Consider the following 14,384-nt stretch of genomic DNA (forward strand, 5'->3'; position numbering starts at 1 on the left):
TGATTCGTTAAACGGCGGCGTAAAAATAATCGTAATGCACCAGTGGCTTCTGGTTGCGTTCTCCCATACGTTCCCTGGCCTTCTCGGCGCCATACTGGGCGATGCCCCAGCCGATCAGTTGATCGTGCTCATCGATCAGCCGGATGATGTCGCCTTTCTGAAAAGTTTCTTCTATGGCTATGATGCCCACAGGCAGTAAGCTGGCCGCCTGTGTTCCTGAAACCAGGGCCTGGCGTGCGCCTTCATTTATCCTGACGGCGCCTGTGGCCGCGTTCCCGGAAGTGGCGATCCATTTCTTGGCGCCGGAAGCGGTTCTTGCAGGAATGAACTGCGTATGTACGATAGCGTTGTCCATGATCTTTTGCAGTACATTTTCTGTGGTGCCATTCGCGATGTGTACCGGTATGCCCAGGCGGGCCACTTTTTGCGCCATCGCTGTTTTGGTGATCATTCCGCCGCGACCAAACTGAGATTTTCCCGGGGAAACGAAGCTGGCGAAGTTGGTATCCGTTACTTTGATTTCCCGGATTACTTCGGTGCCCGGCATCTTAGGATCCCCGTTGTAGACGCCATCCACATTGGAAAGAATGATCAGCGCGTCCGCGTTCAGCATTGTAGCCACCAATCCCGCGAGTTCATCGTTATCGGTAAACATCAGTTCCGTAACGGACACCACATCGTTCTCGTTCACAATGGGAATCACCTTGTGCTGCAGCAATACCTCGAAACAGTTCTTCATGTTCAGGTAATGCTTCCGGTCACGGAAATCTTCCCTCGTAACCAGCACCTGCGCGCAAACGATATCATGTGTTTCAAAAAAACGGGAATAGGTATTGATCAGTTTTACCTGGCCAACCGAAGCCAGCAACTGACGGGCGGAAATGGCATCTTTTTTCTCCGGAACGGAAATCATACTTCTCCCGGATGCCACAGCGCCGGAGGAAACCAGGATCACTTCAAGCCCACGTGCCTTTAATTGCGCAAGCTGGGCGCTAAGGTGCTCAATGCGCGGCAGGTCCATAAATCCATCCTTACCTGCAAGCACGTTAGAGCCTATCTTAACTACAATCTTCCTGTAACCGGGTTTCATCATGTTGGTTTCAAATTTCCTGGCGGGCGGGCCAAAATTAGGATAAAACCCTATAAAATGAATGGATTATAAACGCAAGGTGCTTGGCAGGCATTTCCTGCTCGAATGTTTAGTTTAATGGCGAAACGCCAATGTTCAAACTTCAAAACCGGCAGATAAATGCAATTAAATGTTAAATATTGCAAAAAACTATTGACATATATCAAATAATTCCGTTCGTGTAAAAAATTGTGGCGAAAAAATGCCACAATAAGGGGGCAATTTCTAAATTGATGATCTGAACGATAGGGTAGTTCCTTCGTTCTTCCCTGAACTTTAAACCGACTGTTAAGTGGACAAACCCTGAACTTCCGGGCTCATGTGCCGGATTGAACGCTACCGCCGATGATCTGAAAAGGTTTTCGGCGGTTTGTTTTTGCAGGATAGGAAAGCCCAAAAAAGGATAAATTTTACAAAAAAAATTCCAGGATATGTCCAAAATCGAGGTGCCTGAATGTCTTTACCTTATATAAAATATTTTCAATGAAAAAATTCTTATTGTTACTGCACGAAGATCTCACGAAACTAAACGCATTGTCTCCAAAGGAAATGCAGGAAATTGCCAATGCGCATTTTACCTGGGCGAACAAACTGGCTGAAGCGGGACATTTTATTTCAGGCGATGGGTTGAGTGAAAAAGGTGTTTTGATTGCAGGGAAAGATTGCGTCATTAAAGATGGCCCCTACCTGGAATCGAAAGAAATTATCGGCGGATACTATTTACTACAGGCAGATGATCTGCAAACGGCGGTAGAACTGGCCAAGTCTTGCCCGACCCACCTCTTTGGCGGAACCACCGAAATCCGCCCGATCATGGAAATGGAGGACTATGGGTTATGAAAAGTCTGATCGGCAAGAACTGAATTACAGGGCGCTGTATGGAAAGCTGTTTTCAGGATTGTTGCAGTTGTTTGGTACCATGTATGTTTCCGAAATTGAAGATGCGATTCAAAATGCGTTGCTGAAATTTCTGAAAATTCATCAGGTAAATGCACCGGACAATCCCGAAAACTGGCTTTACATAGTGGCCCGGAACGATGTATTGAACCAGGTTAAAAAACAGAAAGCAAAGTGCACGCTTTCCGGAAAACAGCCTGAAGATACCTTCTCCATCGTCCCTGAGACGGACCTGAGGCTTCAGACCATCCTCTTTGTAGCCGGACTGAATACGCTTTCTAACCAGGCCAGGATCATTTTTGTGCTGAAAAATATATTCGGGTTAAGCATTATTGAAATCAGCGACAGTACTTTATTGGGTCAGGAAGCGATTTACAAAAGTACCAACCGCACAAAAAAGAGCATTCAGCTTGCATTCAATGGTAATTCCGTAGATCTGAACACCAAAATAGTCAACCAGAAAGCTATTGCAATCACGGAAGAAATATTGTATGCCGTTTTTAATATCGGCTTTGATTCTTTCAGTGAAAAAACGGAAAGTATTGTGAACGAAGATGTATGCCTGGAGGCGATTGCTTTAACGAAACTGCTGTTCACTCAATACCAATATGTATCCACCAGTAATTTGCTGGCGCTGTGCTGTTTTCATACCGCGAGAATTCCCGCTAAAGTGGAGCAGGGTAAACTTGTCCCTTTCTTTCACCAGGACCGCGCAAAGTGGAACGTCGACCTGGTGAACCTGGGATTTCACTACCTCAAAAAACCAGAAAAACTGGACCGGTTTTACCTGGAAGCAATTATTATAAGCAGGTATATGTCTGTGCCTTATTTCACCCCACATGACTGGGCCGGAATTGTAAGGCTCTATGAAATGATGTTGACCATTTCCGGCTCACCTATTGTAACACTTAACTATTGCTTTTGCCTGAGTAAGATAGGTGAAATTGAAAAGGCGCTGACAATCCTTTCCACCATTGAAAAAAAACTACCCGATGAGCACATCTATTTTTCATTGGTGAAAGCGAACATCCTTCAAGAAACCAACCCTTCAACAGCCGATAATTTGTTCAGGACAGTACTTGGTAAAATGAACCAGCATATAAGGAAAGCACACCTGCTTGAGCATGCGCTTATCCATTTATAATGCATTTTAAAGGGTTTTCCGCTTTAGAGAAACAGTGGTAACTGAATGGGTTTGGAGGGGATGGATACATTGCCGATATGAAACAGCGGCGTTTCCTCAAATCTTGACGCCAGTACGATTTCGGTAGCGCCCGCATGTTGTTTGAACAGTTGCAATGCCTGTTCCGGGTCGTTGTTGTCCCTGCTGAGGTGGGAGAGAAAAACATGGCTCATAAAAGTCGGTCTTTCCTTTGTAAAAAGTTCCAGCGCCTGTTTGTTGGACAAATGTCCGTTGCCGCCCTTTATCCTGCGCTTCAGGTGGTAAGGATAACGGCCATTTTCCAGCATCTCCTCATCATAATTGGTTTCGAGGAACACGGCGTGGCATTGTCGGAAATGGTGGATTACATTGGCACAGGGAAACCCGATATCGGTGAATACGCCCACCACTATTCCATTGCATTGAATGCAGAAACTGTGTGGTTCTGCCGCATCGTGCAGTTTCGGGAACGGGATCACCCGGAGCTGGCCGATCGTAACAGGTTGGTTGGCGCTGAAATGCCTTATGGAACTGGCTTCCAGTTTAAGCGCACTTCCGGAAAGCGTGCCCTTCGTGATGTAAACCGGGAAACCATATTTTTTCACGAGCATTTCGAGCCCCCGGATATGGTCGGAATGTTCGTGTGAAATAAAAACGGCCCTAATCCGGTTCATATTCAACCCCAGCCTGTTCATCCTTCTTTCCGTTTCCCTGCAGGAAATACCGGCATCTACAAGAATAGCATCTTGTTCATTGCCGATATAATAACAATTTCCGTTGCTGCCGGAGTTGAGGGAAGTAATGGAAAGACTCATACTGCAAAGAAAATTCAATTCCGGCTATTCCGGAACGGATTTTATACACTAGCCTTCACAACGTAACAGAGTGTGATGAGCAGGAACAGTACAAATACGGCCACACGGAAAGTGCCGTTTAGAGGTGGGTGCAACGACGATTCAGGAGCTTTATTGACGGTTTCAGCACAACCAAATGTATCGGCGGCAACCATTTCTTTGAGTTCATCCAGTTGGTTGGCGGGAGTCCAGTTTTTGAGGCCTGGTTTCCAGATCAGCGTATGCCGTTCCAGTTTACCTTTCAATTCCTCCCGGGCGTAGGGGCCTGATTCAATATTTCCATCATGTAGAAAATAGGTCTTCATAAGAGTGATTCATCATTCCGGTAGATATAAACTCTTATGGAGCATTATTATTGTGTTGGTGCCCAAACAAATGTAAATACGGATTGGTCGTAAGGGGATAAGTGTAAAAACTTAGGGTAGGGTTAAGCGGTAGTTAACAACCCGTTAAAAGTAGTGCTTGCAAATAATTAGCGGCATCTTCGTACAACGAAATACCCCTGTTTTCGCCCCCTGAAATTTTTCTCCCTGACCGTCCACCAAATCGGGACCACCGCGGTAACACACGTAACCAGTTTTACCGCGGCCCCGATCTTTTTTTATTTGATTTTCATGGGCAGAACGCCTTCAAAACTGATCTTCACCGGCTCAATTGTGCCGTCTTCATTGAACTTCATTTCTTCTATGCAGGTAACCCGGTGGTTGGCATGTGTTTCTTCCAGCGGCCTCCGGTGGTAAACGATATACCATTTGTTTGTTCCCGGCACATTGATCACCGAATGGTGCCCTGCGCCTCTGGCAACGGCGGGATCCTGTTGCAATACGGTGCCGATGCGTTGGAAAGGCCCGAAAGGGGAATCCGCTATTGCGTAAGCTACTCTATAGTCTGGCCCGGTCCAGCCACCTTCCGACCACATAAAATAATACTTCTGATTACGTATAAACATCACCGGTCCTTCCACATAGCCTTTGGGTGTGATTTCCCGGAACGTGCTGCCGTCGGGCCAGGGGATGAATCCTTTGAAATCGGGTGTTAACCTGGCAATGTTACAGTGGCCCCAGCCACCGTAAATAATATAGTATGCACCGTCCTTGTCCTGGAATACGAATTGGTCAATAGGTTGGGCGCCGTTCACTACTTCGTTGATGAGTGGTTTCCCGAGATAGTCTTTGAATGGCCCCTTCGGACTTTTGCCCACAGCTATTCCAATGCCACCTACTTCTCCCGGGTGCACGTCGTTGGCGCTAAAGAAGAAGTAGTACTTTTTGCCCTTTTTCACCATTGCGGGTGCCCACATGGCTTTTTTCGCCCATTTTACGGCAGCCGTATCCAGGATGGCGGGGTGTTTTGTCCAATTGGTGAGATCGTCGGAGGAAAAAGCATCAAAGTGAACCTGCTTTTCGTAAGCATCGGAATAAGTGGGATAAATCCAGTATTTGCGGCCGAAAATCATGCCTTCGGGATCAGCGTACCAGCCTTTGAAAACGGGATTGCCGGCACGGATGGTATCCGTGGACTGTGCCTGAATGGAGCCCTGTGTGGCAAGCAGTATTAAGGAGCAGAAGAGTATGCCTTTCATCTGTAGGAGTTTGCGGCAAGTTAGCGCAAGGTATTCGTAAACATTTCAATCAGAGTGTTAATGGCGGGCTTCAATAGGTGTTTTTCTTCCCACCATCAGTTAAAATACGGGTTGTTGTGCCGGATCGGGCTTCCTAACTTTACGGCTCAATCGAAAATGTATGCATTTCAAATTGTTTGCGAAAGAGATTTACCAGAACAGGAGGAGCGCGTTGGCGAAAGCGGTTAAAGGACTGATCGTATTGTGCGGGAATGAAGAAACGGGGATGAATTACAGGGATAACTGGTATCCGTTCAGGCAAGACAGTAGCTTTTTGTATTATTTCGGACTTGACGTGGCAGGGCTTAACGCCATCATTGATACGGAAACGGGGGAAGAAGTGATTTTCGGAAATGATGCCGGGATAGATGATATCATCTGGACAGGACCGCTTCCCAGTGTGGGAGAAATGGCGGAAGCGGTGGGCGTGAAGCGTACTGCTCCCGCGAAAGAGGCGGGTGCATATATTCAGCAGGCGCTGAAGAAAGGGCAGAAGGTGCATATACTGCCGCCATACAGGTTCGCCAACCGGTTAAGGCTGGCGGAGTGGCTGAATTTAACCGCTAAGGAAGTGGATGGTATTGTTTCGGAGGAATTGATCAGGGCGGTGGTACAACAACGAAGCATCAAATCTGCGGAAGAAATAAAAGAGATAGAAGAAGCCGTTACCATCAGCGCCGAAATGCACCTTACCGCGATGCGTTACGCCGGAACAGGAATGAAGGAATATGAAGTGGCCGCGAAAGTGCAGGAGACGGCTTTTGCCCATGGAAGCAGGTTGGCTTATCCGATCATCCTTACGGTTGAAGGACAAACACTGCATAACCATTATTACGGCAATACGCTGAAGCCCGGCAATATGGTGCTGGTGGATGCTGGCGCCGAAAACGCCATGCACTATGCCGGTGATCTTACCAGGACGTTTCCGGCGGGTAAATTATTCTCTTCCAGGCAACGGGAGGTATACCAGGCTGTTTTAGATGCGCTGGAACATGCCGCGGCGCTTCTTAAACCGGGCATTCCGTTTCTTGATGTGCACAACAAAGCGTGTGAAAAACTGGTAGAGGGGCTGGTTGCCATCGGACTGATGAAGGGTGATCCGGCGGAAGCCGTGGCCGCAGGGGCGCACACCTTGTTCTTTCAATGCGGGCTGGGGCATATGATGGGCCTGGATGTGCATGATATGGAAGACCTCGGCGAGCAATACGTTGGTTACAATGATAGTTTGAAGAAGAGCACCGCTTTCGGCTGGAAATCGTTAAGGTTGGGAAAACCACTGGAAGAAGGATTTGTGCTTACGGTTGAACCCGGTGTTTATTGCATTCCTGAACTCATCGACCGATGGAAAGCGGAAAACAAACTGGAAGTGTTTATCAACTACAATGTTGTGAATGAATACAGGGATTTTACAGGTATAAGGATAGAAGACAATTACCTGATCACTTCCAATGGATCCAAAAGATTGGGGAAATATTGCCCGAAAACGATAGCTGAAGTTGAGGCGATCCGGGAATAAATGTTGCGGGGATGCAAGCTGCATTCTTTTAAATATTTGGTTTCAAGCAGGTTAGGTTTTGGCATATTTTTTTAACAAATGCTATGAACAAAACCTGAAACAATGAAAACAATACCGGAAAATAGCAAGAAAAAAATGATTGCCGGGCGCGATCATTTTAGTTTGGGAAAAGTGGTTACGGTAGGTGTGCTTATTGTGACGTTCCTCCTGTCCATGGGGTATGTGTTCATTAGTGGGTATGAATAATTTGGGGGGCACGCTTGGAGCCACGACCACGACTAAGTATGCCGTTAACTGAAATACCTGCGGCACGGGATTTGAAAAGTGTGGGATATGAAGAAAATTACCGCAGGCATAGCCCTGATCCTTCTGATCATCAGTAGTTCAGGTTGTAACAACAGTGATGATAAGACATCCGCATCCGGAAGAAAGGTCGCTGTAAGAGACACCAGCATTACCCGAAACAATGCAAGTAATCCGCACTTTCTGGACAGTGCAAAACTTGAAAGCTTCATCGCCGAACAGGCGTTGAACGACTCACTGGCCGACGGAATGAGGAGTTTTTACAACAACCGTAATTTCCAGTTCGCATGGATTGGAAATGATGGCCTTACCGAACAGGCGTTGTTGTTTAAGAGTATGTACGACTTCGGAAACGACAGCAGCACTGCCAGGAAAAAACTGGACAAACAACTGGATGCCCTCACCACGGAGACTGCATTAAGACCAGCTACCCACCTCAAGACTGAACTCATGCTTACCTGGCGCTTCGTTCAGTACACGGATCATGTTTTTAAAACTGAAGAGGAAAGAAACAAAGTACTGGAAACCTTTGTGCCACGCAAAAGAATGCCTGTTCAGGAAATCGCCGTATCTGTAAGTGATGAAAAAGAAATGCCTACAGCGGCTTTTTCAAAACTTGCCGAACAGATCAGGAGATATTCGGATATCGTTGCGAAAGGCGGATGGAAAAATGTAGCCGCCGTGAACGATATACCAGGTATCAAGAAGCGCCTTGCCGTTTCAGGAGAATATACGGGTAAGGACTCTTCAGCTGAAATGAATACAGCATTGCAACAGGCGATCATGCATTTTCAAACCAATCACGGGTTTAATCCTACCGGGAAAATCAATGATGAACAGTTAAAGGAAATGAATATTCCTGCTGAAAAAAGACTGGAAACATTATTGATTAACCTTGAAAGAACGCGTTGGATGCCTGAGCATGCCAAGGGAAGATCAGTGTTGGTTAATATCCCTGAATTCAGGTTGCACGCCTGGAATGAAAAAGATACCGCCTTCACGATGAATGTGGTGGTAGGTAAAGAAGCGAATGGCACCCTTCTTTTTGCGAGTACGTTAAATAATGTGGTATTCAGTCCTTACTGGAACGTGCCGCGGAGTATCGTTAAAAACGAACTGCTGCCTGCCATGGAAAAGAACAAGGACTACTTGAAGGAAAAGAATATGGAAATTACGGGTGAGGAAAATGGACTTCCGGTGATCCGGCAGTTGCCTGGTGAAGGTAATGCGCTGGGCAAAGTGAAGTTCCTGTTCCCCAACGCGTTCAATATTTATTTCCACGATAGCCCGGAAAAACATCTTTTCAACAAAGAAGACAGGGCTTACAGCCACGGCTGCATCCGTTTGGCCGATCCTGCGAAAATGGCGCGTTTCTGTTTGGAAGGAATGAATGAGTGGGACGATCAAAAGATCAATACCGCAATGAACAGCGGCGAAGAGAAATACATTAAAATGAAACGTCCTGTGCAGGTGCAGATAGCTTATTATACCGCATGGGTGGATGAAAAAGGAATGCTCAACTTCCGCAACGATATTTACGGACACGACGCGGAAAGCGCCAGGCATCTATTCTTATAAGCTGCATAAGTTGTAAAATAAAAAAACTCCGGAATGTTCCGGAGCTTTTTTATTAAGTGAATAGTTGTTAACGTGTGGTAGTGTCTGTACGCATAGTATCGGAGCGCAAGCTATCCATGCGCATTTGATTGGCGCTGTCCATTGTATTGGTGTCATACGTGGAGTTGGCCGGATCATTCATGCCGGGCGTTGCCGTTGTGCTGTCGGTGTTATCCGCGTTGTCTCTGGCGTTGCCGCAGGCGGTGACGAGGAATACTGTTGCTGAAAAGGCTGCGATGATTAACTTTTTCATGATATCTGAGTTTGTTTGCTAATGAAATTAAAATACCGTGCCTTTAGCCGTTGAGCACATAGCCTCCGTTGGGGTGTATCACCTGCCCGGATATGTAGCTGGCGTCTTCAGAGGCCAGGAATACAAAGGCGGGGGCTACTTCGGCCGGTTGTCCTGCTCTTCCCATCGGGGTATCCTGTCCAAATTTCTTTACATGTTCCGCATCGAATGTGGAAGGGATGAGCGGTGTCCAGATAGGACCAGGCGCCACGCCGTTGACACGGATGCCTTTATCGGCGAGGGAAGCGGCCAGAGCCCGGGTAAAAGATACAATGGCCCCTTTAGTGGAGGAGTAATCTATAAGTTTTGGATTCCCTTTATACGCCGTTACGGAAGTGGTATTGATGATGTTGCAGCCTGGTTTGAAATGGGGTACACACGCTTTCGTGAGGTAGAACATGGAGAAGATGTTCGTGGTGAAAGTCTTTGTGAGTTGCTCAGCTGAGATTTCACGAATATCATCTTTGGGGTGCTGTTCTGCGGCGTTGTTGACCAGGATATCTATTTTGCCGAAAACGGCTATTGTTTTTTCAACGATATCTTTACAAACCGCTTCATCGCCGATGTCTCCGGCAAAAAGCAGCGCTTTGCGCCCTTTTTCTTCCACAAGTTTACGGGTGGTTTCCGCATCCTCCTCATTTTCATGGTAACATATGACCACATCCGCGCCATGTCGTGCAAAATGCACCGCTACCGCGCGGCCAATACCACTATCTCCCCCGGTAATAATGGCCACTTTATCCAGGAGTTTCTGAGTTTGAAGATCGTATGCCCGCTCGTATTCGGGCTGAATATTCATGTCCTGCTCCTTATCCGTATCCTTTTCGATAAATTCTTTTGTTGTTGGCATATACACGTATTTATTGGTGAACAATAGGAGAACCGCTTAAAAAAATATGCCATCGGGAGGTAATTCTGTGCCCAAAAGCCCTGGGCAAGGAAAGATTTAAAGCCGGTAAAAGATGAATTCGTAAATTGTTTGCGCTAAAATGCTTGCGGATGAAAACGTTACGATCTGTTTTTTTAAAGTTATCCTTCCTGATGATGTCTGTTGCTTGTAATACAAATAGCCAGGCCCAGCAAGGGCTGGAAATCCCGCTTTGGCCGCAGGGCGTACCTGATTCCAATGGAATTGCCGAACCCGAGCTGAAGGAAAATGGCAGGGTCAGGAACGTAACCACTCCAACTTTATATGTTTACCTTCCTGCCGGTGATGTCTCGAAAAAGAATATCCCGGCAGTAGTGATCTGCCCCGGCGGCGGATACAGCATTCTCGCCATCGACCATGAAGGACACGAGTTTGCAAAGTGGTTGAACGACCGGGGCATAGCCGCCTTCGTATTGAAATACAGGCTTCCGAATAAGCACAGTTTTATTCCGCTGGAAGATGTGCAACAGGCAATGCGGCTGGTGCGGTCAAAAGCTAGGCAGTGGAATGTAGATCCGAAAAGAGTAGGCGTAGCCGGGTTTTCAGCAGGCGGACACCTGGCGGCAAGCCTTTCCGTATTGTATAAAGAAACGCCGTTAAAAAATGATCCGCTTAAAAAGTTTACGGCAAGACCCGATTTCAGCATTTTAATTTATCCTGTTATTTCCATGGAAACTGCCGTCACACACGCTGGTTCAAGGAACCAGTTGCTCGGGAACCAGCCCGATCCCGTCCTTGAACAACAATTCACCACCTGGAAACAAATCGATAAAAAAACACCACCGGCATTCCTGGCGCACAGCCTGGACGATAAAGCCGTTCCAATTGAGAACAGCCGCCTTTACCGTGATGCTCTGCAGCGCCTGAAAATACGGACCGAACTATTAGAACTTCCTACCGGTGGCCATGGATGGGGAATGCGCAAAAACGACAATACTTACCAGCAATGGCTGACCGCGTTGGAAAATTGGCTGAAACCTATCGTGAAATGATCAGTTTTTAGAGGTAGTATCTTTCTTCTTAAGTAAACCTTTAATTCCCTTCAATGTTTCTTCTGCTTTCTTTACGGGGTTCGGTGCAGGGGTAATGGAAGCAGCCGTGTCTTTATTGCCGAGGAGCTTTTTCCTGAGTTCTTCCTCGGCGGATTTCAGGAGTTCCTTTTTGATGGCCTGAGCGGTATCTTTCAGAGCGGCTTTGGCGCTGTCCACTTTGGTTTGTACAAACTCCTTCGCCTGTTCCTGCAGCTGCGTTTTCACATCACCCGCCACTTCTTTCAGGTCGTATTTCAGGTTGGGATTGGTCATGCTGCCGGTCATCACAACATTGAAGTTCACCGTTTCACCAAGTTTAACGGGTATGCCTTTATTGTTGGCCTGTGTAACCAGGCCGTTCAGCAGGTTATTGCCCTGGCTTCCCAGTTTGGACCTGGGTACTTTCAGGTTTACAAGATAATTGATGGATTGGTCAAAACCATGTGTGCCGCCAATCTCCATTTCAATGTCATTCACTTTTACGGTGAACGGCTTCACGAGCACTTTGCCGTGGTCGAATTCAAAATAATTTTTCACATCCTTCAGGCTGATTTCTTTCAGTTCACTCACATTCAGCGAACTGGCCAGTTTCTCCAAAGGCTGGAACTTTTTCAGGAAACCATCGATCAGGAACAGGGTTCCTTCACCGGTAAGACTATTCAGCAACGGCATCATATCCCCGCCCAGTTTTCCGTTCATACTGAGTTGTGAACTTAGTTTTCCACCCAGGAACCGGCCGATCGGCATCAGTTGCTGAACGGTATTGAACGCGAAGAACGCTTTTTGTACGTCCACGTTCTTTACATCGTAGGAGATACTGATATCGGGCTGTTGTTTGTTGCGCAGCGTCGAATAAGTGCCGTTAAAAGCGATGGTGCCATCCAGCGCTTCGGTTTGCAGTTGTTGCAAGGTAACCGTTTCATTCGCCAGTTGAAGGTTACCGTGAACGTTTTTGTAAGTCACTTTATCGTACACCACTTCATCCGCGGCGGCGGTAAGGTTGAAGTTGATCTTCCCGGGAACCAGGAATGGATCCGATGATGCGGAAGCTTCGGCTGTGGCGGTATCCGTTCCCATCCAGTCGTTCAGGTTCATTTTATCGGCTTTCACATTCAGTTTGCCGGAAAGCGTTTCATCGTTCATCGCATAACCAATAGCGTTGTTCAGTGTGCCTATGGCGGAAAAATTGGTCTTTTTGAAATTGCCGCGCAGTTCATTCAGTGTAATCACATCATTGTTCATCGTGGCGCTTGTCCTGGAAATGGCAACACCTTCGGGGTAGTCTTTATCGGCATATTTCAGGTTATTCACGGCTACGGTACCATTCAGCTTGATCTGGTCGTACTTTTCTTCTTCCACCAGTTTATTGCTGCCGGCGAATGTTACATCGCCCTCCACCATTCCACTGAGCGAAGTGCCGGGTTCCAGCGTAACCAGTTGCTGCACTGTGTTCAGGTCGAATTTACCTTTTGCGCTCCCGGAAAAAATAATATCGGTGACCGGCTTCAGGAGATTCAGCGTGAAATCCACCGGGTTGGCGCCAAACTCAATGTGACCGGCCGGTATAGAAATATTGGTTTGATCGGCCACGCCACCTTCGTTGGTGATGTTGATGCGCATATTGCCGTTCTTCACGGGTTGGGGGATAGCGGGAGACGCGTAATTCAACGATTGCACATCCAGGAAGCCGCCGGCCGTGAACGGACCAGATTGGTTTTCGATTGCCGACATATTGCCTTTCGCGAAAACATCCGCGTGAATAATGCCCCCGAGTTGTGTACCCTTTTCCAGTTTTACCAACTGGGTGAGTTTGGAGAGATCGAGTCTTCCCTTCGCAACGGCATCAATGTATTTGATGGTTTCAGGGTTGCGGAAGATGAATTTGAAATCGAACGGCTCATTGTCCATTTCAATATGGCCGCGGCTTACTTCAATAGCGGTATGGTCGGTTACGCCATCAGGATTGCTCAACTTTGCATCCACCTGGATATTCTGTACAGGCTTTGGAAGATCGGGGTACTGGAAAAAGCCGTCCTTTACCTGTAACGCAACGTTGAAGGCAGGCAGTTGTGTGGGGGTATACATACCTTTCACCATACCTTCAAACGCGGCGGTTCCTTTTGTTTGTATTTTATCAAATTCTGTGGAATATACTGCCGGTATCAGGGACAGTATGCTTTTAAACGTGTTGTCTGGTGTTTTGAAACTGATGTCCATTTTATAGGAGCTGTCGTTCACCAGTTGAAACGAACCCTTCGTATTCAATTTGAGCTCATTAAGTTGAACATCATCCGTATCAAAAGTATAGATGCTTTCATTGGTATTGATGCCGATATCGGTATTCAAAATCGTTTTAACCGCGTTCAGGTAAGGAACACCGCCATAGCTGAAATCCACTTTTTCGGCGGATGTTTTGGTTTGAAGCGTGAAGAGGTCCTGGGTAAAATCGCCGCTGCCGCTGTGGTCAAGCCGGGTGATCTGCGCATACATGTTCCCGGGAACATCATCGTAACGGATATTGCCGTTCGTGATGGCGTACTGTTTCAGGGCAATGTTAAAGGCGGCTGTATCCGTTGAGACCGAAGTCGAAGTATCCGGCAAAGCGATGTCCCAGTTGGCGCGCCCTTCCTTGTCCACAATGGCGTGGATCGTGGGGGATTCCAGGTTTACCGCATGCACCTTGATCTGGTCTCCGCCGATCACGCTCCACAGGTTCACGGCCACATCAAGTTCTTTCACCTGCAACAGCGTATCGCCTTTAAAATGATCCACCCCGGCGATGTACAAGTCTTCCAGCGCAAGCGAAACACGGGGGAAATGCCTGAAAAAAGAAAGGGAAGCATCCTTAAAATCAACTTTCGCGTTCAGGTTCTTGTTCACTTCTGTTTTAACCAGCGCCACGATTTTATCTTTAAAAAAGAAGGGCAGGATAAAAGCAAGTAAAAGGAGTACTAACAACGTGATGCCGGATATCTTCAATATTTTCTTTGCCATAGGTCATGGGTTAATTGATACGAAATAAGGTACAAATCTG

At 47.0% G+C, this 14,384-nt stretch carries 13 protein-coding genes; 6 read left to right on the plus strand and 7 right to left on the minus strand.

Going from position 1 to position 14,384, the window contains the following annotated elements; genetic code table 11:
- Nucleotides 1-7: 7 nt before the first annotated feature.
- Complete coding sequence (gene proB, locus M4J38_RS07150; protein ID WP_251758858.1) at nt 8-1,093, minus strand: glutamate 5-kinase; 1,086 nt, start codon at nt 1,091-1,093, stop codon at nt 8-10.
- A gap of 519 nt (nt 1,094-1,612) precedes the next feature.
- Between proB and M4J38_RS07155 the strand changes: the two genes are divergently transcribed.
- Both M4J38_RS07155 and M4J38_RS07160 read left to right on the plus strand, forming a co-directional pair.
- The gene (locus M4J38_RS07155; protein WP_251758859.1) at nt 1,613-1,969 is read left to right on the plus strand and encodes a YciI family protein; all 357 of its coding nucleotides are present in this window, start codon (nt 1,613-1,615) and stop codon (nt 1,967-1,969) included.
- A complete protein-coding gene (locus M4J38_RS07160; protein ID WP_251758860.1) occupies nt 1,959-3,170 on the plus strand; it encodes a DUF6596 domain-containing protein in 1,212 nt (403 codons plus the stop codon). Before M4J38_RS07155 ends, M4J38_RS07160 begins: the two co-directional genes overlap by 11 nt.
- A gap of 23 nt (nt 3,171-3,193) precedes the next feature.
- On the opposite strand, the gene M4J38_RS07165 is transcribed toward M4J38_RS07160, so the two are convergent.
- From M4J38_RS07165 to M4J38_RS07175, 3 genes are all read right to left on the minus strand, one after another.
- Nucleotides 3,194-4,003 carry an MBL fold metallo-hydrolase gene (locus M4J38_RS07165; protein WP_251758861.1) on the minus strand — a complete coding sequence of 270 codons (810 nt, stop codon included), beginning with the start codon at nt 4,001-4,003 and terminating at the stop codon, nt 3,194-3,196.
- A 41-nt stretch (nt 4,004-4,044) separates the two neighbouring features.
- Nucleotides 4,045-4,347 carry a DUF4339 domain-containing protein gene (locus M4J38_RS07170; protein WP_251758862.1) on the minus strand — a complete coding sequence of 101 codons (303 nt, stop codon included), beginning with the start codon at nt 4,345-4,347 and terminating at the stop codon, nt 4,045-4,047.
- Nucleotides 4,348-4,643: 296 nt separating this feature from the next.
- Nucleotides 4,644-5,624 carry a glycoside hydrolase family 43 protein gene (locus tag M4J38_RS07175; protein WP_251758863.1) on the minus strand — a complete coding sequence of 327 codons (981 nt, stop codon included), beginning with the start codon at nt 5,622-5,624 and terminating at the stop codon, nt 4,644-4,646.
- A gap of 160 nt (nt 5,625-5,784) precedes the next feature.
- Here M4J38_RS07175 and M4J38_RS07180 point away from each other — a divergent pair, with 160 nt between their 5' ends.
- The 3 genes from M4J38_RS07180 to M4J38_RS07190 all read left to right on the plus strand — a co-directional run bounded on the left by M4J38_RS07180 (nt 5,785) and on the right by M4J38_RS07190 (nt 9,060).
- Nucleotides 5,785-7,179: an aminopeptidase P family protein gene (locus M4J38_RS07180; RefSeq protein ID WP_251758864.1), complete on the plus strand. Its 1,395-nt coding sequence runs from the start codon at nt 5,785-5,787 to the stop codon at nt 7,177-7,179.
- Nucleotides 7,180-7,281: 102 nt separating this feature from the next.
- Nucleotides 7,282-7,425: a hypothetical protein gene (locus M4J38_RS07185; protein WP_251758865.1), complete on the plus strand. Its 144-nt coding sequence runs from the start codon at nt 7,282-7,284 to the stop codon at nt 7,423-7,425.
- A gap of 87 nt (nt 7,426-7,512) precedes the next feature.
- Nucleotides 7,513-9,060 (plus strand): murein L,D-transpeptidase, encoded by a 1,548-nt coding sequence (locus M4J38_RS07190; protein ID WP_251758866.1) that lies wholly within the window; start codon nt 7,513-7,515, stop codon nt 9,058-9,060.
- 67 nt (nt 9,061-9,127) lie between these two features.
- Here M4J38_RS07190 and M4J38_RS07195 read toward each other — a convergent pair whose 3' ends face one another.
- Together M4J38_RS07195 and M4J38_RS07200 are read right to left on the minus strand one after the other, a co-directional pair.
- Nucleotides 9,128-9,352, minus strand: a complete 225-nt coding sequence (locus tag M4J38_RS07195; RefSeq protein WP_251758867.1) for a hypothetical protein — start codon at nt 9,350-9,352, stop codon at nt 9,128-9,130.
- Nucleotides 9,353-9,395: 43 nt separating this feature from the next.
- Nucleotides 9,396-10,241, minus strand: a complete 846-nt coding sequence (locus M4J38_RS07200) for a glucose 1-dehydrogenase (RefSeq protein WP_251758868.1) — start codon at nt 10,239-10,241, stop codon at nt 9,396-9,398.
- Between the two features lie 149 nt (nt 10,242-10,390).
- On the opposite strand from M4J38_RS07200, the gene M4J38_RS07205 reads away from it, so the two are divergent.
- Nucleotides 10,391-11,311 carry an alpha/beta hydrolase gene (locus tag M4J38_RS07205; RefSeq protein WP_251758869.1) on the plus strand — a complete coding sequence of 307 codons (921 nt, stop codon included), beginning with the start codon at nt 10,391-10,393 and terminating at the stop codon, nt 11,309-11,311.
- Here M4J38_RS07205 and M4J38_RS07210 read toward each other — a convergent pair whose 3' ends face one another.
- Nucleotides 11,312-14,344, minus strand: coding sequence for an AsmA family protein (locus M4J38_RS07210; RefSeq protein WP_251758870.1), 3,033 nt, complete (start codon nt 14,342-14,344; stop codon nt 11,312-11,314).
- Between the last annotated feature and the right edge of the window lie 40 nt (nt 14,345-14,384).

Source organism: Parasegetibacter sp. NRK P23 (genome assembly GCF_023721715.1).
Taxonomy (GTDB): Bacteria; Bacteroidota; Bacteroidia; order Chitinophagales; family Chitinophagaceae; genus Parasegetibacter.

Bases quoted from the DNA above. Each gene is read 5' to 3' on its own strand.
- M4J38_RS07170 (WP_251758862.1), bottom strand. From the start codon at position 4,347: ATGAAGACCTATTTTCTACATGATGGAAATATTGAATCAGGCCCCTAC.
- M4J38_RS07210 (WP_251758870.1), bottom strand. From the start codon at position 14,344: ATGGCAAAGAAAATATTGAAGATATCCGGCATCACGTTGTTAGTACTC.
- M4J38_RS07155 (WP_251758859.1), top strand. From the start codon at position 1,613: ATGAAAAAATTCTTATTGTTACTGCACGAAGATCTCACGAAACTAAAC.
- M4J38_RS07175 (WP_251758863.1), bottom strand. From the start codon at position 5,624: ATGAAAGGCATACTCTTCTGCTCCTTAATACTGCTTGCCACACAGGGC.
- M4J38_RS07165 (WP_251758861.1), bottom strand. From the start codon at position 4,003: ATGAGTCTTTCCATTACTTCCCTCAACTCCGGCAGCAACGGAAATTGT.
- M4J38_RS07200 (WP_251758868.1), bottom strand. From the start codon at position 10,241: ATGCCAACAACAAAAGAATTTATCGAAAAGGATACGGATAAGGAGCAG.
- proB (WP_251758858.1), bottom strand. From the start codon at position 1,093: ATGATGAAACCCGGTTACAGGAAGATTGTAGTTAAGATAGGCTCTAAC.
- M4J38_RS07190 (WP_251758866.1), top strand. From the start codon at position 7,513: ATGAAGAAAATTACCGCAGGCATAGCCCTGATCCTTCTGATCATCAGT.
- M4J38_RS07205 (WP_251758869.1), top strand. From the start codon at position 10,391: ATGAAAACGTTACGATCTGTTTTTTTAAAGTTATCCTTCCTGATGATG.
- M4J38_RS07185 (WP_251758865.1), top strand. From the start codon at position 7,282: ATGAAAACAATACCGGAAAATAGCAAGAAAAAAATGATTGCCGGGCGC.
- M4J38_RS07195 (WP_251758867.1), bottom strand. From the start codon at position 9,352: ATGAAAAAGTTAATCATCGCAGCCTTTTCAGCAACAGTATTCCTCGTC.
- M4J38_RS07180 (WP_251758864.1), top strand. From the start codon at position 5,785: ATGCATTTCAAATTGTTTGCGAAAGAGATTTACCAGAACAGGAGGAGC.
- M4J38_RS07160 (WP_251758860.1), top strand. From the start codon at position 1,959: ATGGGTTATGAAAAGTCTGATCGGCAAGAACTGAATTACAGGGCGCTG.